General features: G+C 40.1%; 15 protein-coding genes. 9 read left to right on the forward strand and 6 right to left on the reverse strand.

The window, feature by feature from the left end:
* Positions 1-18 precede the first annotated feature (18 nt).
* The 4 genes from QFZ28_RS19125 to QFZ28_RS19140 are packed head-to-tail and all read left to right on the forward strand — an operon-like array spanning position 19 to position 4,308.
* Positions 19-1,707: a spore germination protein gene (locus QFZ28_RS19125; RefSeq protein ID WP_307196122.1), complete on the forward strand. Its 1,689-nt coding sequence runs from the start codon at positions 19-21 to the stop codon at positions 1,705-1,707.
* Positions 1,708-1,734: 27 nt separating this feature from the next.
* The gene (locus QFZ28_RS19130) at positions 1,735-2,931 is read left to right on the forward strand and encodes a Ger(x)C family spore germination protein (RefSeq protein ID WP_307196123.1); all 1,197 of its coding nucleotides are present in this window, start codon (positions 1,735-1,737) and stop codon (positions 2,929-2,931) included.
* Between the two features lie 3 nt (positions 2,932-2,934).
* The gene (locus QFZ28_RS19135) at positions 2,935-3,165 is read left to right on the forward strand and encodes a hypothetical protein (RefSeq protein WP_307196124.1); all 231 of its coding nucleotides are present in this window, start codon (positions 2,935-2,937) and stop codon (positions 3,163-3,165) included.
* A gap of 21 nt (positions 3,166-3,186) precedes the next feature.
* Positions 3,187-4,308: a GerAB/ArcD/ProY family transporter gene (locus QFZ28_RS19140; RefSeq protein WP_307196125.1), complete on the forward strand. Its 1,122-nt coding sequence runs from the start codon at positions 3,187-3,189 to the stop codon at positions 4,306-4,308.
* Between the two features lie 168 nt (positions 4,309-4,476).
* Here the strand turns inward: QFZ28_RS19140 and nasC are convergent, their stop codons facing one another.
* Together nasC and nirB are read right to left on the reverse strand one after the other, a co-directional pair.
* Positions 4,477-6,627 carry an assimilatory nitrate reductase catalytic subunit NasC gene (nasC, locus tag QFZ28_RS19145; RefSeq protein WP_307196126.1) on the reverse strand — a complete coding sequence of 717 codons (2,151 nt, stop codon included), beginning with the start codon at positions 6,625-6,627 and terminating at the stop codon, positions 4,477-4,479.
* A gap of 35 nt (positions 6,628-6,662) precedes the next feature.
* Complete coding sequence (gene nirB / locus QFZ28_RS19150; protein WP_307196127.1) at positions 6,663-9,029, reverse strand: nitrite reductase large subunit NirB; 2,367 nt, start codon at positions 9,027-9,029, stop codon at positions 6,663-6,665.
* Between the two features lie 415 nt (positions 9,030-9,444).
* Between nirB and QFZ28_RS19155 the strand changes: the two genes are divergently transcribed.
* A complete protein-coding gene (locus tag QFZ28_RS19155; RefSeq protein ID WP_307196128.1) occupies positions 9,445-10,644 on the forward strand; it encodes a nitrate/nitrite transporter in 1,200 nt (399 codons plus the stop codon).
* 209 nt (positions 10,645-10,853) lie between these two features.
* Here the strand turns inward: QFZ28_RS19155 and QFZ28_RS19160 are convergent, their stop codons facing one another.
* Positions 10,854-11,009 carry a hypothetical protein gene (locus QFZ28_RS19160; protein WP_307196129.1) on the reverse strand — a complete coding sequence of 52 codons (156 nt, stop codon included), beginning with the start codon at positions 11,007-11,009 and terminating at the stop codon, positions 10,854-10,856.
* Positions 11,010-11,341: 332 nt separating this feature from the next.
* Between QFZ28_RS19160 and QFZ28_RS19165 the strand changes: the two genes are divergently transcribed.
* The gene (locus QFZ28_RS19165; RefSeq protein WP_307196130.1) at positions 11,342-11,920 is read left to right on the forward strand and encodes a M15 family metallopeptidase; all 579 of its coding nucleotides are present in this window, start codon (positions 11,342-11,344) and stop codon (positions 11,918-11,920) included.
* A gap of 56 nt (positions 11,921-11,976) precedes the next feature.
* Here the strand turns inward: QFZ28_RS19165 and QFZ28_RS19170 are convergent, their stop codons facing one another.
* The 3 genes from QFZ28_RS19170 to gltB form a co-directional block, all read right to left on the reverse strand.
* Positions 11,977-13,194: an endo-1,4-beta-xylanase gene (locus QFZ28_RS19170; RefSeq protein ID WP_307196131.1), complete on the reverse strand. Its 1,218-nt coding sequence runs from the start codon at positions 13,192-13,194 to the stop codon at positions 11,977-11,979.
* 486 nt (positions 13,195-13,680) lie between these two features.
* Positions 13,681-15,147, reverse strand: a complete 1,467-nt coding sequence (gene gltD / locus QFZ28_RS19175) for a glutamate synthase small subunit (protein WP_307196132.1) — start codon at positions 15,145-15,147, stop codon at positions 13,681-13,683.
* A gap of 17 nt (positions 15,148-15,164) precedes the next feature.
* Entirely contained in the window at positions 15,165-19,712 is a 4,548-nt protein-coding gene (gltB, locus tag QFZ28_RS19180; RefSeq protein WP_307196133.1) for a glutamate synthase large subunit, read from the reverse strand.
* A 133-nt stretch (positions 19,713-19,845) separates the two neighbouring features.
* On the opposite strand from gltB, the gene QFZ28_RS19185 reads away from it, so the two are divergent.
* From QFZ28_RS19185 to QFZ28_RS19195, 3 genes are all read left to right on the forward strand, one after another.
* Positions 19,846-20,748 carry a LysR family transcriptional regulator gene (locus QFZ28_RS19185; protein ID WP_307196134.1) on the forward strand — a complete coding sequence of 301 codons (903 nt, stop codon included), beginning with the start codon at positions 19,846-19,848 and terminating at the stop codon, positions 20,746-20,748.
* Between the two features lie 190 nt (positions 20,749-20,938).
* Positions 20,939-21,394 carry a redoxin domain-containing protein gene (locus QFZ28_RS19190; RefSeq protein WP_307197075.1) on the forward strand — a complete coding sequence of 152 codons (456 nt, stop codon included), beginning with the start codon at positions 20,939-20,941 and terminating at the stop codon, positions 21,392-21,394.
* 36 nt (positions 21,395-21,430) lie between these two features.
* Entirely contained in the window at positions 21,431-21,865 is a 435-nt protein-coding gene (locus tag QFZ28_RS19195) for a glycine/sarcosine/betaine reductase selenoprotein B family protein (RefSeq protein ID WP_307196135.1), read from the forward strand.
* Positions 21,866-21,909: the final 44 nt, after the last annotated feature.

Consider the following 21,909-nt stretch of genomic DNA (forward strand, 5'->3'; position numbering starts at 1 on the left):
TTGTTGAGGAGGATGGATATGAAAACTCGTACTCCTATCCCTTTAAAAAAATATGTACAAGATAAACATGAAGCCAAATTAAAAAAACAATTAAAAAAGCTGGATCAAAGTGACTCACTAAGCCAGGAAAAAAAAAGAGAACTGATGCAGGATCAAGAATCTGCTCAAAATCAAGACCAAACTCCACAAACTAAAGAAGCTATTCTACTTTTTTCAGCCCTAAAGAAGAATATTGACTTTATTAAGGAAACTATTGGAAATAGTTCAGATATTGTCATAAGGGAGTTTCAAGCGGGTCAAAAGGGCGAAATTAAAATTGGCATCATTTTCACAGAAGGATTAACAAAATCAGATGAGCTTCAAAATTTTGTTCTTAACACCCTTATGGTTGAAATCCGAAATGTGGAGCTAAACTCAATGAATTTGGATACAACTAACCTATTTAATCTGATCAAGAACCATTCTCTTCCTGTTGCAGGGGTTAGTGATATCACTGATTTTAAGCAACTCTTGCTCAATTTATTATCGGGGGATTCTATTCTATTAATGGATGGTTGCTCAAAGGCTATTTCTATCAGTTTAAAACATTGGGCTGACAGAGGCGTAAATGAGCCATCTTCACAGACTGTTGTAAGAGGACCAAAGGATGGATTTACAGAAACGCTCCGGAAAAATACTGCATTAGTTCGACGTAGAATAAAAGATCCGAATCTTTGGATTGAAACACACCAAATCGGGGCGAAGACTCAAACAGACGTGGCGATGATGTACTTAAAAGGTGTTGCCAATGATAAAACGGTCGAAGAGGTACAAAATAGGTTAAATCGAATCAGCATTGATGCGATTCTTGAAAGTGGTTATATTGAAGAGTTGATCCAAGATGAAACCTACTCACCTTTTCCAACCGTGTATAATACAGAACGTCCCGATGCTGTAGCTGCTGCAATCTTGGAGGGAAGGATTGCAATTCTTGTTGACGGAACACCATTTGTCCTTGTCGTACCCGCACTTTTTGTGCACTTTCTCCAAGCAAGTGAAGATTATTATCAACGGACAGATATTGCCATATTAATTAGATTACTTCGGTATTTTGCCTTTTTTCTAGCTTTGTTGACGCCATCACTCTTTGTTGCCGTTACAACGTTTCATCAAGAAATGCTGCCTACACAATTACTCATTAGTTTGGCCTCGCAGCGTGAGGGGGTTCCCTTTCCAGCCCTTGTCGAGGCCGTAATGATGGAGTTAACGTTTGAAATCCTAAGAGAGGCAGGGGTGAGATTACCCAGAGCAGTAGGTTCATCAATTTCCATTGTTGGTGCATTAGTTATTGGCCAAGCAGCCGTGGAAGCGGGGATTATTTCTGCCTCTATGGTCATCATCGTTTCCTTAACAGCCATTAGCAGCTTTGTGTCACCGAACTTTAACATGTCAATCTCTGTTCGGATGCTTCGCTTTTTGTTTATGTTACTTGCTGCTTCGTTTGGGATATTTGGAATTATTTTAGGTCTGATTGTAATGGTCCTCCATCTAAACAGCTTAAGGTCATTTGGGGTCCCCTATTTAGCTCCTTTTGCACCATTTATTTTAAAGGATCAAAAAGACAGCATTATTAGACTGCCACATTGGGCATTATTTTCACGCCCTCGCTTGATAAGTCAGAAAGACATAAAAAGAGAAGATACACCTTCTCCAAAACCATCGAATTAATATGGGAAGCATGAGAGAGGTAGTAAAATGAAAAAAATTATAAGCTTTTTCATTATGTTCCTTCTAATAATAAGTCTTCTTACATCCTGCTGGAGCAGTAAAGAGCTAAATGAGATTGCCATTGTTTCTGCCATAGGGATTGATAAAACAGAGGATGGGTATCTCGTTTCCGTTCAAATTGTTAATCCAGGTGAGATTGCCGGTAAAACCGCTACTGGCCGAACGGAAGTTATAAGGTTTATGAAAACGGGAGATACCCTGATGGATGCTATGAGGAGATTATCAACGGATGTACCAAGAAGAATTTATGTAGCTCATCTCCGAAATGTTGTTTTTGGAGAGGAATTGGCTAAAGAGGGAATCGGAAAGGTCCTTGATGTTCTTTCCCGGCATCATGAAATGCGTTCAGATTTCTTTCTTACGGTGGCTAAGGGATCGAAAGCTTCCGATATTCTAAATGTCCAAACGGCTCTCGAAAAAAGCCCAGCAACAAAACTTTCCAATGCCTTAGAGACTGCAGATAAACGATGGGCACCGACAAAGAGCGTTACAGTTGATGAATTAATAACCAGTATTGTTAGTAAAGGGAAAGAACCTGTTTTAACAGGTGTTCATGTATATGGAAACCCTGAATCTGGCAGTTCTTTTACAAATGTGCAAAATGTTTCACCAAAAACAGGCTTAAAAATTGACACAATTGGAGTATTTAAAAATGATAAACTTATCGGTTGGTTAAATGAGGAGGAAAGTAAAGGCTTTAATTATATTACGGATAATGTAAAGTCTACAGCGGTAACTTTCCCATGTGAAGACGGAAAAATTACAATTAGTACAATACGCTCAAAAACAAAAGTAAAAGGGAAAATGGAGAACGGGAACCCAAAAATATCTATTCAGGTCACTACTGAAGGAGATGTCGGTGAAGTTGCATGCGAATTCGATTTATCGAAACCAGAAAAAATCAAACAATTGAATAAAAAATATCAAAATTGGATTAAAGAAAGAATAGAATTAGCTATTAAAACGGTCCAAGAGGAATATCAAAGCGATATCTTTGGTTTCGGAGAAGTAATTCACCGGGCAGATCCGAAAGCTTGGAAACGTCTTCAAAAAAATTGGGATCAGGAATTTGCCAAATTGGAAGTAACCGTTAATGTGAAAGCGGAGATTCGTCGTTTAGGCACCATTACAGAATCATTTCAAAAGGAAATCGAGGAAAAATGATCGATGTGGGCAATTATTGGGATTTTATTGACAGGGGCTATTATTACTTTCTTCGAAATACCGCCCCTTGTGAAAAAAAAATGGCGGCGTGAAATGATTGTTTATTTCCTTTTGCTTTCAGCAGGTATGACCCTGGCTATTCTATTATGCAAAGATGTTTCCATTCCAACACCGTTAGACTGGATAGCGAAAATTTTTAGTCCGGTAACTTCTTTCTTCGAACGGAATCTGTGATAGGGAGGTGTATCAGCGATAATGCTTGAGAAGGGGAAAATTAATGCTGGTGAATTTAGTATTATAGTCATTACTTTTACTATTGGAACCGCCATACTTCATATACCTGCTTTACTTTCTACAATAGCCAAACAGGATGCCTGGGTTGCGGCTGCATTAACGATTCTACCCGGCTTATTTTTTTTATTTATATATAACCAGTTCATTTCCCTTTATCCATCCATGACTTATGTAGAAATGAATGAAATAATATTAGGAAAATGGCTGGGCAAACTAGCAGCCGTTCCATATCTGTTTTATGTTTTCCACATTACCTCTGGAGGGTATAGAGGGATCGGTGACTTTTTTACAACGCATGTATTGGTAGAAACCCCAACTGAAGTCATCATGATCTTGATTGTATTGACTAGCATAATTGGCGTGCGATTAGGATTGGAAGTTATTTGCCGTACAGCAGTAATCTTTTTCCCATGGATCGTCTTACTGCTTTTGATGCTATTCTTATTTCTTATTCCACAGATCAAATTAGAGAATATTCAACCTATTTTCGGCGAAGGAATAAAACCAATTATAAGTGGATCTTATCACCACCTGGGATTACCCTATTTACAATTACACATTTTATTAATGATAGCACCTTTTGTTACCGAAAAAGCAGAGATGAAAAAAGCTTTTTATAGAGCAACAATCATTGGCGGCGTCATCTTATCCATTATTGTCTTATTCAGTATTTTAGTATTAGGACCTGACTTTACCTCTAGACAATCCTATCCTACCTATATATTAGGGAAAAAAATAAGCATTGGAAATTTTTTTCAACGGGTTGAAGTGATTGTAGCGATTATTTGGGTTTTCACCATATATTTCAAGTTAACTATCTGCTATTATGGGCTTACTCTTGGGTTAGCTCAATTATTTGGGCTGAAAGATTACAAAAACCTTATTTTTCCATTAGCATTTTTAATCTTACCCAGTTCTATTATTATGCACCCAAATGTCGTACACGTTAGTAACTATATAGCTAAAACGCTGACGCCGTTTTCCTTAACGATTTGTTTTTTTATTCCATTACTATTATTAATGATTGGAAAAATAAGAGAGAAACGGGCTTCTGCCAAAGTATCTAACCATTCGTCGGGTTAAGTTCAAATTAATGGTCATACCCTTTTTGTTGACGGCAATAGTCATGAAAAAAAAGAAAATACTGAAGTAATAAAAATCTCACCTTCGATACAAAAAGTGGGATTTTTATCATTCAGTTCTTCCATCTTATTGATTATTTTGGTTAGGGATGAGTTTTTATTTGACTATTTAATGAGCATATAAATCCATAACAGACCTTACTTTTACTGCACTTAATTTAAATCCTGGCATTTTGCATATCGGATCCAGGTCTTTTGAAATTAATAGATTCACATTTTGCGTGTCGGCCCAATGAAAAGGAACAAATACTGTATCCTGGCGAATGGTTTCCGACCATATACTCCTGACAACAATACTGCCTCTTTTGGATTCGATCCTTACTAAGGAACGATCTTCTATCCCGTATTTTTTAGCGGTTACCGGGTGAATTTCTACAAAGGATTCTACATTTCTAGCTGCCAATGCCGGACTTTTTCTCGTTTGTACGCCTGTTAAATAGTGTGCCATCACTCTTCCTGTTGTTAAATAAAGGGGATACTCCTCACTTAGCTGTTCCTTAGCTGGGTCTGGACGGTTAGGGACTGCCACCATTTCTGCTCTGCCATCAGGGTGGGAAAACGAGGTTTCAAACAAACGTGCTGTCCCTTTATGCTCAAGGTCTGGGCACGGCCAAAGGATACCTCCTTCCTTCCGCAGACGATAATAGGTGATACCATAATAATCCGCTTTTCCTCCACGGCTCGCTACCCGCAATTCATTAAAAATTTCTTCCGCACTAGAAAAGTTAAAGTATTCTCCTTTTCCAAGTACGCGAGCTACTTCGCATATAATTTGCCAATCATGTTTCACTTCTCCCGGACAAGGATAACTTGCTTCCCTTAATGTCACCCTTCCTTCCACATTCGTCATCGTTCCTTCATCCTCTAAATAAGAGGAAGCTGGTAAAATAACATCTGCTAATTTCGCAGTCTCTGACACAAACAGATCTACCGCTACTAAAAATTTCAACTTTTGTAATGCCTTTTTAACAAATTGTGCGTTTGGATTGGAAACAACCGGGTTCGAACACATTAAAAACATGCCGGTAATCTCACCGTTATCGATTTTTTCCATCATTTCATACGCGGAAACACCTTTTCTAGGTATTTCATCTTTTTCCACGCCCCAAACACTGGCTATATATGCGCGGTGTTCCTCATTTTCAATCGATCGATATCCTGGCAGTTGATCTGCTTTCTGTCCGTGTTCTCTTGCACCCTGACCATTTCCCTGTCCTGTTATGGCTCCAAAACCACAATTTTGCTTGCCAATTTTTCCAGTTGAAATAAGAATATTGAGGAAATTACGAACAGCTATCGAGCCGTCTGTATGCTGTTCCACCCCTCTTGCAGTAAAAATCATCCCCGAATCTTCTTTACCAAACTTACGAGCTGCTTTTTGAATTTGTTCTTTAGGAACACCTGTTATATCCTCAATTTCTTGTAAATCCGTAGATGATAAATGTTTTAGTACATCCTCAAAACCTTTTACCCGGTCACTAATAAATGCTTGGTCAATATAGTTTTCCTCTATAATCACCTTTAATAACCCATTTGCTAAAGCGGCATCTGTTCCTGGTTTGACTTTTAGATGCAAGTCCGCCATTTTCGTTGTTGCTGTTTCCCGAGGATCAATTGCAATAATATAAGCACCATTTTCCTTTGCTTTCTCAAAATAAGGCATAATCGTGGGCTGACACTCTGCGATATTCGTCCCGGCCAAAATAATACATCGAGTAAATGGAATTTCCTGCAGGGTATTTGTAAATCCTCTGTCGACCCCAAACGTTTGACTGGCTGCAGATGCAGCTGCTGACATGCATAATCGACCATTATAATCAATGTATCTCGTTTTCAAGGCAACCCTTGCAAATTTCCCAAGTAAATAGGCTTCTTCATTTGTGATGGACGCACTCCCGTAAACAGCTAAAGCATTCAATCCATCTTCCTCTTGAATTCTAGTAAAGTTATTCTTAATATGTTCCAATGCCTCTTCCCAGCTGACGCGGACGAATTCCCCATTTCTTTTAAGCAATGGATATTTCAACCGCTCGTTATGAAAACTATGTTGATGGGCATTCATCCCTTTCATACACAATCGGCCCTCAGAAGTAGGGTTGTTTTTTCCAATCGTTACATATTTTTTTCTGGTAACAATGGATTGTTCTAGTAGCTGCATTTTGCATTGCATACTGCAAAATGGACATTGTGTATCATATCTTTTTTCTGACTTCACTTCCTGCTGCTTGGAGCGGAAATACTTCAATAACAATTCCGTCAACAGTCACTCCCCCTTTTAACACTATTTTGAATTTATTATAAAAGGCTCTTCTCTACTAATCTCTTGCGTAAAACAATTTCCTCTGCCAAATGCTCGAGCAGCTGCTGGCGAAGGTTTTCTTCAAATAATACTTCCCTAACATGAACCAATCCCACTCTTTCTACCCATTCCCATGTACGCTCCAGATAATTAGCTGTCTCACGATAATATTGAACAAAACCTCTGATCAACTCAATCGCTTCTTCAGTCGTTGCAGCAACACATAATAACTCACCCGAACGAACATTCCGCCCGCTGCTTCCACCGATATAAATCTCCCAGCCCCTGTCAACCCCAATGACGCCAACATCTTTTGTGGTCGATCCTGCTCCGTTATGCAAGCAAGATGATACACCCATTTTGACCCGGTAAGGGCTAGTAAGAAATTCAAAATGCTTTTCGAGGCTAACTGCGAGCTCAATAGATGGTTTTTTATCACATGAACAAATATGTTCCCCTATACATGTTTTAATGTTTTGGACACCATTTGCTTGGGGTAAACTTAACGGCATGTTTAAATCTGCCCATACTTCCGCCAAATCATCTTTCTTGACACCAAGTAAATGAATTCTTTGGTCACTCGTAATTGCCACATCGTTTATATGATACTTTTCAGCTACTTGAGCAATTTTTCTTAATTGCTCTGGGTTTGTTAGACCACCATACATTTGAGGGATAAGGGTATAGGTCCCATCAGATTGAATTCCTGCATTCATTTTTTCGTTTATAAAAAGAGCTTGTTGTTTACTCTCATATTCTGGATTAATCATTCCTAAATAATAGTTAATTGCTGGACGGCAAATAGAACAGCCTTCGTTATCTTTCCAATCTAAGACTTCCATAACTTCCTTTAGAGATGTTAATCCTTGTCTCTGCATCTCCCGAATAATCTCATCATCATTTAACGTGGTACAAGAACACAGACATGACTTTTCTTCTAAGACTTCTTCAAATTCATTATTCTGTATATATGACAGCAGGTCGGCCACGAGTGGTTTACATCCTCCGCAGGAGCTTGAAGCTTTCGTACACTTTTTTACTTCTTCAAAAGTAGTTAACCCTTCTCGTAGAATAGCCTCCTGAATAGTTCCTTTCGTCACACTATTACAATTACAAATAATCTTACTAGCTGGAATCGAGCCTATAGAAAATTCACCGCCCTTTTCCTGTGGAAATAGTGAAACCTTTTCTAACTCGGACACATCCTGATGTTTGAGAATCATATCTAGCAGCTTTGTTCGTTCTTTTGTATCACCAAACAACACTGCGCCGATAATCTTATGATCCTGAAAAACTACTTTTTTATAAACTCTTTCAACCTCATCAAAAATCTTTATAGATTGGTTTGAAGAATCCTCATCATGAATGATTCCTACTGTAAACAGGTCTACTCCTGAAATTTTCAGTTGGGTAGAGAGAACACTTCCTTCGTAGCCTTGCCCTTCTATACCACAGATCCGTTTTGCTAATGCTTTACCTTGTTCATAAAGAGGCTGTACCAACCCATAAACCATTCCACGATGCTCCACACATTCTCCTACTGCGTAAATGTTCGGTACACTAGTCTCCATATAGTCATTTACTAGAATCGCTCGGTTTGTTTCAATTCCGGTTTCTTTTGCAAGTTGAACATTCGGCCTGACACCTGCAGCCATCACAACCAAATCGGCTTCAACTTCTGTCCCATCATTAAAATGGACACCTTTCGCCCCAATACCTCCAACTATTTCTTTCGTCTCCTTTTCTAATAGGAACTTCATTCCTAGACTTTCCAGTTCTTTTTGAAGCATTCTTGCTGCTGTTTCATCTAACTGCCTCTCCATTAAATAACTGCCAATATGAACGACATACACAGTCATCCCGAGATTAAGAAGTCCCTTTGCTGCTTCTAAACCCAATAAACCTCCACCAATCACCACTGCTGTTTTATTTTTTTTAGAGATCTCTATCATTTTCTGACAATCTTCAATTGTTCTGAACGTAACGACTCCCTGTTTATCGGCACCTGGAATCGGAAGGGAAAACGGAACAGAGCCAGTAGCGATAATCAATTGATCATAAGAAACGATTCGGTTTTGATCCGACTTAACAACCTGTAAATGTTTATCAATTTCAATTACTGTTTCTCCTGTATACAATTGAATATGATGACGCTCATACCATTCACGGTTATGCAGCGTAATATCTCCAAAAGAAGTGCCTCCCTGTAAAATGGAGGATAAAAGAATACGATTATAATTTACGTGGGGTTCACTTCCAAAAATAGTAATCTCAAAACCTGAAGGATCCAGCTTTAATATTTCCTCTATACAGCGGACACCAGCCATTCCGTTTCCCACTAATACCAGCTTTTTTTTACCCATTTTAAACCTCCAGCTGTTATTTCATCTCATATTAAACTTAATGCCATCAATTATCACATAAAGTCAAAATAAAAAAACGAATCACGTTATATTTCCTTACATACTAGTTTTCTCTCAGCTAAAGGAAGAAAGAATCCTTATGAAGATTTAAATTTTTTTGAATAAGCGATAAACCTTGTAATTCTACGGATTTTTCATGGAAGAAAAAAATACATGTGTTAGGTTTCTTCACAGCAATTGAGACAAAATATCATTAACAGACTATTCTTAAGACTATAAAAACTAGGAGGTATACAAAAATGAAAAATAATATTGGATTGATTTCATTCGTCATTTTATTAGCTAAAGTCTTATTTTCAAAAGGAACGAAAAATATCGGGTGGTAACAAAGATTACTTGAGAGGAGTAGATTAAGATGAAACTAGCAGATTTAAAAAAGGCAGGCCACACACCATCATTAGTGGCGTCATTTCTATACTTTGATATCAGTTTTATGATATGGGTGATGTTGGGGGCATTAGGGGTTTATATCACAAACGATTTCAATCTTTCACCTTCTGAAAGAGGTCTAATAGTAGCAGTTCCTATCTTAAGCGGTTCATTTTTTCGACTGATTCTTGGTTTCTTAACCGATCGCATTGGTCCTAAAAAAACAGCTATCAGCGGGATGACTGTGACGATCATTCCACTCCTATGGGGATGGTTATACGGTCAAACACTTACAGAACTTTTCCTGATTGGAATTCTTCTTGGAGTAGCAGGTGCAAGTTTTGCAGCGGCCATTCCAATGGCGAGCCGGTGGTACCCGCCGCATTTACAGGGATTGGCCATGGGTATTGCAGGTGCAGGTAACAGCGGTACGCTATTGGCTACTTTATTTGGACCTCGTTTGGCCGAAACGATTGGCTGGCATAATGTAATGGGACTTGCACTTATCCCCCTTTTCATTGTTATGGTTTTATATGTTGTAATGGCGAAGGATGCCCCATCACAGCCCAAAGCAAAACCGATGAAAGAATACTTTCAGGTTTTTAAACAAAAAGACACCTTATATTTCTGCCTGCTTTATAGTGTTACCTTTGGGGGCTTTGTCGGGCTATCTAGCTTTTTAAGCATCTTTTTTGTAGATCAATATCAGTTAACAAAGGTACATGCTGGTGATTTCGTTACCTTGTGTGTCGCAGCCGGAAGTTTTTTCCGACCAGTTGGCGGATACATCGCAGATAAAATCGGCGGGGTTCGATTGTTAACATTCTTATTTATTGGGGTTGGAATCACCATGTTCAGCATAAGCCAGCTTCCTGCCCTGCCAATTGCTATTGCAGGATTGTTTATCGGGATGCTTTGTTTTGGAATGGGTAATGGTGCGGTATTCCAATTGGTTCCTCAGCGATTCCAAGAGGAAATTGGTGTGATAACTGGTATTGTCGGAGCTGCTGGCGGCGTGGGAGGATTCTTTGTTCCTAACATACTGGGGTCACTTAAACAAATGACAGGAACGTATGCTGCCGGATTTTACATTTTAGCCGGGATTGGATTATGTGCCCTTATCGTTCTAGTCATGGCTCAAATATCCTGGAGGAAAAACCTGGAGTCAAATCGTGCATCCATTTAAAAACAATGAAAACAATGGGGACGGTTCTCCTGGACTTTTTGGTCCAGGAGAACCGTCCCCTTAGCTTTTTAACGATTTTAATAGGAATATTCTTTAACCTTCTTTCCCGTATTTTGCTTAATCATTCCGTCCTCTACATATATGATTCGTTTCGCCATGGCCGCAATACTTTCATCGTGGGTAATCATTACGATTGTTTTTCCTTCATTCTAATTACCGGTTTTACCGCCTTGTCCACCTTGACCATCACCTGTTCTTTTCTTTCTGATTGTAATTTTCTCAATGGTTTTCCCATCGTCCTGATAATAAATGGACAACGTTATACTAGATGTTAATTCATTCATACTGTTTTCCGTTTCCACCATTCCCTCTTCACCTCTGGTCATTTCTATTTTCTGTTGTACCTGAATGATGATTGATTATCCTTATTATGGAGGAACATCCTTAAACTTTTCTTAAACTTAGAAATTCAATATAAAAACAAAAAAATCTAGTCTATGTGAATATGGTAAAATTAATAGAGTAGAAGTTATTAACCTTTACTAGAAGGTCATGTTTGTTTATTATGTAACAGATACTATTAAGAATTGTTTAAGGTTTATACTGCACAATAATAGGGATTGATAGATAGATAGAGGACGAAAACTTGGCTTCGAAGGAGCTTTGTAGTCTTTTGGATACGAAAGGAAGAGGCACCATGAAAAGGATTAAATTGTTACTTTTCCTACTTGTTCTAGGGATCAGTACTATTTTTATATTAAAAGACAAAGAAACCACACCGTCTAAAGCAACAGGCATTGAACAGAAGAAAGATGTACCCTTACCGACAGAACTCCATCCCGTCGTAAAGGAACGTAGCGATCAATTAGTCCAACAAGCAGCAAAGATAGGAATTGTTGTTTTGATTACTGACGGTTTCCGTAGTATAGAAGAGCAGAACACCATTTATGAACAAGGACGTACTACAGAGGGAAATATTGTCACGAATGCAAAAGGTGGAGAATCCTATCATAATTATGGGCTTGCGATTGATTTTGCACTTGAAACTCCTTCAGGAGATGTTATTTGGGATCGTCAATATGATGGCAACCAAAACGGAAAGCCCGATTGGTCCGAGGTAGTTAAAATGGCTAAGGCACTAGGGTTTGAATGGGGCGGAGATTGGAAAGATTTTAAAGATTACCCACACTTCCAAATGAATTTTGGACTGACAATTGCCGATTTACAGAATGGGCAAAGACCAGATGAATCATCAAACCTGGCGGATATACAGTGACAAAAGGGGACGGTTCTCCTGGCCATTTTTGCCAGGAGAACCGTCCCCTTGGTGTTCTATTTGTGGTCGATAATCGCCCAATAGGCTGGTTTTACATTGTATTCCGGATCAAATACAAATGGTGCATCTTTTCCTGATCTTCTTTCTACTCTAGCATATGTTGCGTTTGCGTTTGTTACTACGTTACCATCTCCATCATAGTAAACATCTGCACGGTCGTTCAGCCATGTATGGTTATCGGCAATTCCCCAGAATGTGACATTACTGATTTTATCGCCCAATTTCTCATATAATTTAAATAAACGGTCATAACGGTCTGCTTGATCTATGAATTTCTGTTCTGGAATAGAATCATAGGTAGGATACGCTCTTACTGGCCAGCCATACATACTCACATCAAGTTCGGTAATTTGGTTATCTAAGCCCAGATCCGCAAACATCGTAATTGACTTTTCAATATCTGCTTCAGAAGGCCAGCCAATTTGGATGTGGGACTGATGTCCAACGCCATCAATGGAAACTCCCTGGTCCAATAAGCCCTTAACTAAGTTATAAAGACTGCTTCGCTTAGGTTCAACTTCTGTATTGTAATCATTGATATAGAGCTTAATGTCATCTCCACCAGCTTCTCTGGCTGCCTCAAACGCAGCTTTTATATAATCTGCCCCTGCGATTCTGTACCAATTGGTATCGGTGCGCAAACCACCGCCATCAGATATGACTTCATTTACCACATCCCAAGATTTCACATCGTCCTTATAACGTTCTACAATTGCTTTAATATGGGCCTCTAAGCGCTGTAATAACAGTTGTTTGTTTGCTTCACGTTTTACTGGATCTGTTTCATTTGGCATCCATTCACCTTGTTTATTAGTAAAGAACCAATTTGGTACCTGTTGATGCCAAACAAGCGTATGGAAGCGAAGTTCCATGCCATTTTCTTTGGCAAACTTCACAATTTTATCAGCATTTTCCCAGTTAAACTGCCCTTCTACTGGCTGGATACTGCTAGGCTTCATGACATTCTCTGCTACGATACTATTAAAATGTCGCTTTAACATTTGTGAGTCTTTTGCATCTAACAATTGATAAGGCTCCACGGCTGCACCGATGGTGAAAGAATCTTTATATCGTTGGTCCAATTGTGGTGCTGTTAATCCGCTAATACTTGGTTTATTTGAGATATTTGTCTCGGCACCAACTGTCGATCCTACAGGTAATAATAAGGCTAAAGCTAATCCAGAAAGGATAGGTTTACGTAGAACTTTTAGCATGTTTTATTCTCCTTTTTAATAAAAGACTTTTATTTTGAAAAGGCTTACTAAAAACTCTGAACTAAAAATAGTTTACAGGTTTACAATTAATAAATTGGTTAAAAGGATTAAAGTTCTGTAATTACTCCTTACCAACCTCCTTTTTAAATTCATTTTGTAAAAGACATTTCTCTTTCCAAGAACTTTCTATCTTTTCTGATTTTATTTTAACTAAAATAACTTTGTTCAAATACCCAACAAACTAAAGGTTTTACTTCTATTACTAAAGGTGATAATTTCAATAAAATAGATGTTAAGTGAGAGGTTAATAAAGCATACAACAAAAAAAAGGCATCATTTAATGAAAATGATGCCTGCAACTTTTCTTCCCTATTATGGACTATTCGAAAGAACCTTGATGTTTTAGTGGTTAATAAATGCGACCCTTATTGACCACAACTTAAAAACCGATACTATCTTTTAAATTAGACAAGAATACCAATTTCACTACGCCATCAAGTATTTATCCACTTCACGAGCAACTTCACGGCCTTCGTTGATTGCCCAAACGATGAGGCTTTGGCCTCTTCTGGCATCGCCTGCAGCGAACACTCCTTCTACGTTTGTTTTGAATTCACCATATCTAGCAGAAACCCTTTGGTTGACTGCCTTTACACCAAATTCGCTTAATAGGGGCTGTTCAGTACCTTCAAAGCCGATTGCAATAAACACAAACTGAGCTGGCCATACCTTTTCAGTGCCTGGGATTTCTTTAAAATAATAACGACCTTCTTCATCCTTTAGCTTTTCCATTTGGATGGTGTGAAGTTCTTTTAGATTCCCATTCTCATCGGCGACGATTTTCTTTGTTTGAATTGAATATTGGCGTGGATCTTCCCCAAATTTGGTTTCTGCTTCCTTATAAGCATAATCCATGGTAAAAACGTTTGGATACGCTGGCCATAAATTATCAGCTGTACGTGCAACAGGTAATTGTGGATGCTTGCCGAACTGAACGACACTCTTGGCATTTTGACGAAGCGCTGTTGCCACACAGTCGGCACCTGTGTCACCGCCACCGATTACGATGACGTCTTTATCTTCTACATTAATAAATTGACCATCCTCAAAGTTCGAATCTAAAAGACTTTTTGTCGCTAGCGTTAAATAATCCATCGCAAAGTGAATTCCCTTTGCTTCACGACCTTCAATCACTAAATCCCTCTGTTTTTGGGCTCCTGTACAAAGGATAACCGCATTGAACTGTGCTTGAAGTTCTGCTGCTGTGATATCTTTACCCACTTCTGTATTCGTAACAAAGTCAATTCCTTCCTGTGTCAATAAACGAATCCGGCGTTCTACAACCTCTTTTTCAAGCTTCATGTTCGGAATTCCATACATCAGCAAACCACCTGGACGGTCTGCACGCTCATAAACCGTTACGGAATGGCCAGCTTGATTAAGCTGATCGGCCGCTGCCAAACCAGCAGGGCCGGAACCAATAACCGCCACTTTTTTTCCAGTTCGTGACTTTGGAATCCTCGGTGTGATCCATCCGTTTTCAAAGCCTTTATCGATGATTGCTTGTTCTATATTCTTAATTGTAACTGCTGGGTCTGATATGGCTAACGTGCATGAACCTTCACATGGTGCCGGACAAACCCTGCCTGTAAACTCAGGGAAATTATTTGTTTTCATCAGCCGGTCGAGTGCTTCTTTCCAACGGCCGCGGTACACTAGATCATTCCACTCTGGGATCAAGTTGTGAATCGGACAGCCTGACGTTGCTCCTTGAATCTCCATTCCGGTATGGCAGAAGGGGATGGAGCAATCCATGCACCGCGCCCCCTGAATACGTAACTTTTCATCAGAAAAAGGAACCGTATATTCGCCCCAATCGTTTTGGCGTGTTAGTGGATTCCTCTCTCCCACTTTTTCGCGGGCATATTCCATAAATCCCGTTGGTTTCCCCATTGTTCCTCTCCCCTTTCTTAGCGGTTTACAGCTTCCTGCTGTTTAGAATGTGTTGGTTTTGCAGAGGAGTTCGCTAAAAAGGCGCTCATGACTGCTTCTTCTTCCGATAATCCTGCTAATTTTTGCTCTTCTATTAAATGAATCATCCGTTTATAATCCTTCGGAATGACTTTGACAAATTTTCTAACACACTTTTCCCAGTTTTCTAGAACACAGCTAGCCTTTACACTTTGAGTGTAACGGAAATGGTTTTCGATTAACTGTTTTAGCTCATCCTGTTCGACAGCAGTAGATAACGATTCAAACTCAATCAGTTCCTGATTACATAAACGCTTAAATGCATCTTTATCTTCTGCTAGAACGTAGGCAATTCCGCCGGACATTCCTGCTGCAAAATTTTTGCCTACATCACCTAATATAACAACACGCCCGCCAGTCATATATTCACAGCCATGGTCACCTACACCTTCAACAACCACATTGACGCCGCTATTCCGAACAGCAAAACGTTCGCCTGCACGTCCGTTAATATAAGCTTCACCACTTGTTGCCCCAATAAAGGCGACATTTCCAGCGATGACATTTTCTCCAGAAGCGATCTTCGTATACTCATCTGCTCGAACAATAATCTTTCCGCCAGATAGACCTTTACCAACATAATCGTTTGTGTCTCCAGTAAGCTCTAAAGTCATTCCTTTTGGTACAAAGGCACCAAAGCTTTGTCCTGCAGAACCGGTAAATCTTAGTGTAATGGTATCCTCTGGAAGACCATCTTCACCGTAGCGTTTGGAAATTTCACTCCCGACGATGGTTCCCGCCACGCGATTGATGTTTGAAATAGGGAAGGTTAAATCTACAGGTGTCCCCTGGTCTAAAGCTGGTTGAACTGCCGGAAGAATTTGTTTAATATCTAGTGATTCGTCAATTTTGTGATTTTGTGGAGTTTTGAAGGTACGGTGTCCTTCAGGCTTATACAGCAACGATGTCAAATCCAAATGCTGTGCCTTCCAATGTGCTTTTGCCCGCTCACTTACCGTTAATACATCTACGCGGCCGACCATTTCATCAACACTTCTGAAACCTAGCTCAGCCATAAGCTCACGCACTTCCTGAGCAATGAAACGCATAAAGTTCACGATATAATCAGCTTCCCCCGTGAACTTTCTGCGAAGCTCAGGGTTTTGAGTCGCAATACCAACCGGACATGTATCCAAATGACACACGCGCATCATGACACAACCAAGAACAACCAGTGGTGCAGTTGCAAAGCCAAATTCCTCTGCCCCAAGCAGGGCTGCCATTACAACATCCTTACCTGTCATTAATTTTCCGTCGGTTTCAAGCACAACCCGATCACGTAAACCATTTAACATAAGCGTTTGGTGTGCCTCTGCCAATCCAAGTTCCCACGGCAAACCGGCGTGCTGAATGCTGGTTTTCGGTGATGCACCCGTTCCGCCATCGTAACCGCTAATTACAATTACATCGGCTACTGCTTTTGCCACACCGGCAGCAATGGTTCCGACCCCGCCTTTTGAAACAAGCTTAACGCTAATACGGGCGTCGCGGTTTGCATTTTTCAAATCATGAATCAGCTGCGCCAAATCCTCGATGGAGTAAATATCATGGTGCGGCGGCGGTGAAATCAAGCTGACTCCCGGCGTTGCCCCACGCACGTCTGCAACCCATGGGTATACTTTTGTACCCATCAACTGTCCACCTTCACCAGGCTTTGCTCCTTGAGCCATTTTTATTTGCAGCTCTTGGGCATTAACAAGGTAATGACTCTTTACACCAAAACGACCGGATGCAACCTGTTTAATCGCACTTCCTCTGTTGTCGCCATTTTCATCTAAACATGAACGGCTTGAATCTTCCCCGCCTTCACCTGAGTTGCTTTTTCCACCTAAACGGTTCATAGCAATGGCTAATGTTTCGTGTGCTTCCTTACTGATGGATCCAAATGACATCGCACCTGTTTTAAAGCGGCGGACAATTGAATCAACTGATTCTACTTCTTCAATCGGCACAGCTGGCTGCGCTCCATTAAAGGAGAATAAGTTTCGTAAGAAGCCAAGTCTTTCTTCATTTGCCTGTGTCGAATATTTTTTAAATAATTCATAATCACCGTTGCGGCACGCCCATTGCAGGGTATGAATGGTTCCTGGATTAAAGGCATGGTGTTCACCATCATGTCTCCATTGAAAGTTACTGCCTGACTCTAAGGTCTTGTCGGTTGATTCATTAAATGCTTCACCATGACGCAGCTTCGCTTCTTTAGCGATGGTGTCTAACCCAATTCCTCCAAGCTGGGAAACTGTTCCTGTGAAGTAGGTATCGATAACATCTGAGCTGATCCCAACTGCTTCAAAAATTTGAGCACCACGGTAGCTTTGCACCGTTGAAATCCCCATTTTTGACATGACCTTTACTACACCCTCAGTCATGGCATAGATATACTTCTTCACTGCTTCTTGATAAGTGAATGGTATCGTTCCTTCCTCAACAGCTTGCTGATAGGTAGCGAAAACAAGATATGGGTTAATCGCATCAACACCATATCCAAGTAGTACAGAAAAATGGTGAACTTCTCTTACTTCCCCTGTTTCAACAATAATGCTTGCCTTGGTTCTTAATCCTTCACGAATCAAGTGTTGATGAAGGGTGCTGGCTGCCAATAACGAAGGAATCGCAACTCCTGCTGCATTCATATTTCGGTCAGACAGGATAATTAAGCTTGCCCCACCTGCAATTGCTTGGTCTGCTTGACGGCAAATTTCGTTAAGGCTATTTTCTAAATCCTCAGCGAACAGGATGTCGATTACTTTGCTTTTAAATAATTCGTTCATCTTTAAATCTTCAAGTTGGCTATTCGTTAGGATCGGTGACTCCAACTGAATCCGACGGCAATTTTCTGCTGATGGATGAAGTAAATTCCCTTCTGCTCCTAAATAGGAAATGGTTGAAGTAACAATTGATTCACGAATCGAGTCAATTGGCGGATTGGTTACTTGGGCAAATAATTGCTTAAAGTAGTTAAACAAAGTTTGAGGGCGGTCTGATAAAACTGCAAGCGGCATATCATTTCCCATCGCTCCGAGTGGATCTTTACCTTCAGTCACTGCCGGAAGGATATATTTTTGAATATCTTCATACGTATAACCAAAGGCTTTTTGAAGGACCAGTAACTCAGCAGGGATCTCTCCTTCAGCCTCTACGCTATCTTCCAAGCGAACAAGCTGTTCATTTAGCCATTGCTGATAAGGCTGTTCCTGAGCCAATTGTGATTTGATTTCCTCGTCGGAAATAATTCGACCTTCTTCTAAATCAATCAAAAGCATTTTTCCCGGGCGAAGTCGCTCTTTGTACAATACCTTTTCCGGCTCAACATCGATGACACCGACCTCAGATGAAAAAATAATATAATCATCTTCTGTTACATAATAACGAGCTGGACGCAGGCCGTTCCGATCCAAAATCGCACCAATTTGTTTTCCATCGGTGAAAGAAATAGCGGATGGTCCATCCCATGGCTCCATTAGTGAACTGTGATATTCATAAAAAGCTCGCTTTTCCTCAGTGATATGAGGGTTTTCAGACCATGGCTCTGGGACTAACATCATAGCTGCATGGGCTGGCTTTCTGCCGGCAAGGACCAAAAATTCAAGCGCATTATCTAAGATTGAAGAGTCACTTCCATCCGTATCAAGGATTGGCAGTACTTTTTCCAAATCCGTTCCAAACGCCTCTGATACAAATTGACTTTCCCGCGCCTTCATCCAGTGAATATTTCCCTGAAGTGTATTAATCTCACCATTGTGAATTAAATAGCGGTTTGGATGTGCTCTTTCCCAGCTTGGAAATGTGTTTGTACTAAAGCGGGAATGCACTAAAGCAAACGCCGAGACAAAATTCTCATTCTGCAAATCCAAATAGAACTGATCTACTTGTTCAGGCGTTAACAGACCTTTGTAAACAATAGTCCTGCTAGAAAGACTAGCAAAGTAAAAACGATATTCTGATTCCTTTGCCCATTTTTCTGCTTGTTTTCTAATTACGTATAATTTTCGTTCAAACGCTAATGAATCCGTACTTTTTTCGCTATCAGCAACAAACAACTGACGAATGACAGGACAGCTTTCCTGTGCTGTTACCCCTATTGGTTCGGGATTAACTGGGACTGTTCTCCAGCCAAGCACCGTTTGACCCTCTTGTTCGACCATTTTATTGATATAGTTTTCAATTTCTTCCCGTTCACGATCATCCTTAGAGAAAAACAGCATCCCCACACCGTATTTCCCTTTTTCTGGTAATTTGATTTCTGGACATTCTTGGCGGAAAAATTGATCCGGTATTTGAACCATAAGTCCGGCGCCATCGCCTGTAAGCGGGTCACTCCCCTGTCCGCCGCGATGATCCAATTGACAAAGCATCTTTAGTCCTTTTGCCACAATATCATGTGTTGCATTCCCTTTTATGTGAGCATACAAGCCGATTCCACAGGCATCATGTTCAAATTCTGGACGGTAGAGACCTTGTGCTTTTGGTAGTTGATGATACGTCATTTCAAATCTCTCCCTGTTAGTTTAATTGTCGAAATAGTTATATCCACTATTCTAGGTTTTCTATTTAATTCAAACAATATATAATTTATATCAAACCAATCTAATTCTTATATTAATGAAAGAAGGAATAACAATGGAGCTTCGTCAATTACGTTATTTAATCGAAGTGGCAGAACGGCAGCATGTTACAGAGGCAGCTGATCATCTAAACGTGGCACAATCAGCCGTTAGCTATCAAATTACCAAACTGGAAGAGGAGCTAGGGGTTAAGTTATTGGAAAGGGCCGGCAGGAATATTAAGATTACACCGATCGGAAACATTTTTTTACAATTTGCAATAAGTGCTTTAAAAACTTTAGATGAAGGAAAGGAAAAAGTAGAAGAATATCTCAATCCCCTAGGAGGAACGCTTCATATTGGATATCCTTCAAGTCTCTCCATCTATTGGCTTCCAAATCTTATTTCGGCTTATAAGGAAGTCGCTCCAAATGTTAATTTCCATTTGCGGCATGGCTCCTATGCCTACTTAATTGATGCGGTTAAAAACGGTGATATCGATTTAGCCTTTCTCGGCCCTGTTCCCATGAAGGAAACCGATCTCGAGGCCAAGATTTTATTTATGGAAAATATCGTCGCCTTGATTCCTGAGCGTCATCCCTTGGCTGATAAAAAAAGGCTGAATTTAAGTGACTTGCGGACAGATCCATTCGTTTTATTTCCAGATGGATATGTCCTTCGAAAAATTGCTGTCGATGCCTGTCATGAGGCTGGCTTTGAACCGAACATTGCGTCCGAAGGGGAGGATATGGATGCATTAAAAGGACTTGTCTCCGCTGGAATCGGCGTTAGCCTGCTGCCTGAGAGTACTTTCTATGACTCGGTTCCACGGTTCACAGTCAAAGTACCTATTGAAACACCCAAAGCCATGCGTACAGTCGGGGTTATTACGCCTAAACATAGAGAAATTGGACCATCCGAAAAGAATTTTCATCAATTTCTAATCCAATTTTTCAACCGGTTGGACCAATACAAATAATGAGTTTCACAAAAATCACTCTCCTTGAGCTGCGTTTGGCAATAGAAAAAAGGATTTAAATGCTTATATTTACGGTTAATCCAAAATGTACATGGGAATAATAAAAAGTGTTCGTAAATTTTAAAAATAGAAAGGAGATAATTACATGCCACAAGGAGCTACTGAAACAAGCACCTTAAAAGTTGGTGATATGGCACCTGATTTCACAGTGGAAGCCCATGGCGGCCGCAGAGTGACTTTGAGTGAATTCCGCGGATCTAAAAATGTATTTCTTTGTTTTTATCCTCTAGATTGGACCCCAGTTTGAGGCGCGCAAATGCCTTCATATGAGGATGATCTCCCTCGTTTTGAAGATTTTGATACCCAGGTCCTGGGTATTTCAGTCGATAGCGTTCACAGTCATGATGCATGGGCAAAATCTATTGGTGGAATATCATATCCGCTTTGTTCCGATTTCTATCCACATGGAGAAGTTTCGGAGAAATATGGCGTTCTTCGTAAAAACAAAAGCGAACCAGCATATGGAGCTTCCGAACGAGCCCTCTTTATCATTGATAAAGAAGGAATCGTTCAATGGATTGATGTTCATCCACTTGATAAGCAGCCTGACAACGAAGAGTTGTTTGATGTTTTAAGAAAACTTTAATCCTAATTTTGTTAGTAGAATATAAGGAGGCTGTGTATGGAACTATCAAGAAAAGCTATCCCATATACACCTAGCACCAAACCACTGCATGAAATGACTATTATGATTGTTTCCACTTCTGGTGTTCATCTAAAGGATCAAGAGGCATTTAACACCGATCCTTCAGTAGGAGATACGACCTTCCGTATTATTCCAGGAGATGTTGATGCAAAGGATTTAACAGTCACTCATGCAGCCCCAAAGGAGCATTATAATACAGTTGCCCCGAAAGAGGATATTAATTGCGTTTTTCCTATTGACCGACTGCGGGAAATGGTAGACGATGGAGACCTAGGCGGGGTTGCTGAAAAACATATGACCATGATGGGTTATTCCATGCGTTTAAATATTATTAATAAGGAAACAATCCCTGCACTCGTAAAGGAAGTAGTTCGTTCCAAAGCGGATGCTGTCCTTTTAACTGCCGGCTGACCTCTCTGTCATCGCACTGTAGTTACAGTGCAGCGCGGCATTGA

Origin of the sequence: Neobacillus niacini (assembly GCF_030817695.1) — a bacterium.
Classification (GTDB): domain Bacteria; phylum Bacillota; class Bacilli; order Bacillales; family Cytobacillaceae; genus Neobacillus; species Neobacillus niacini_F.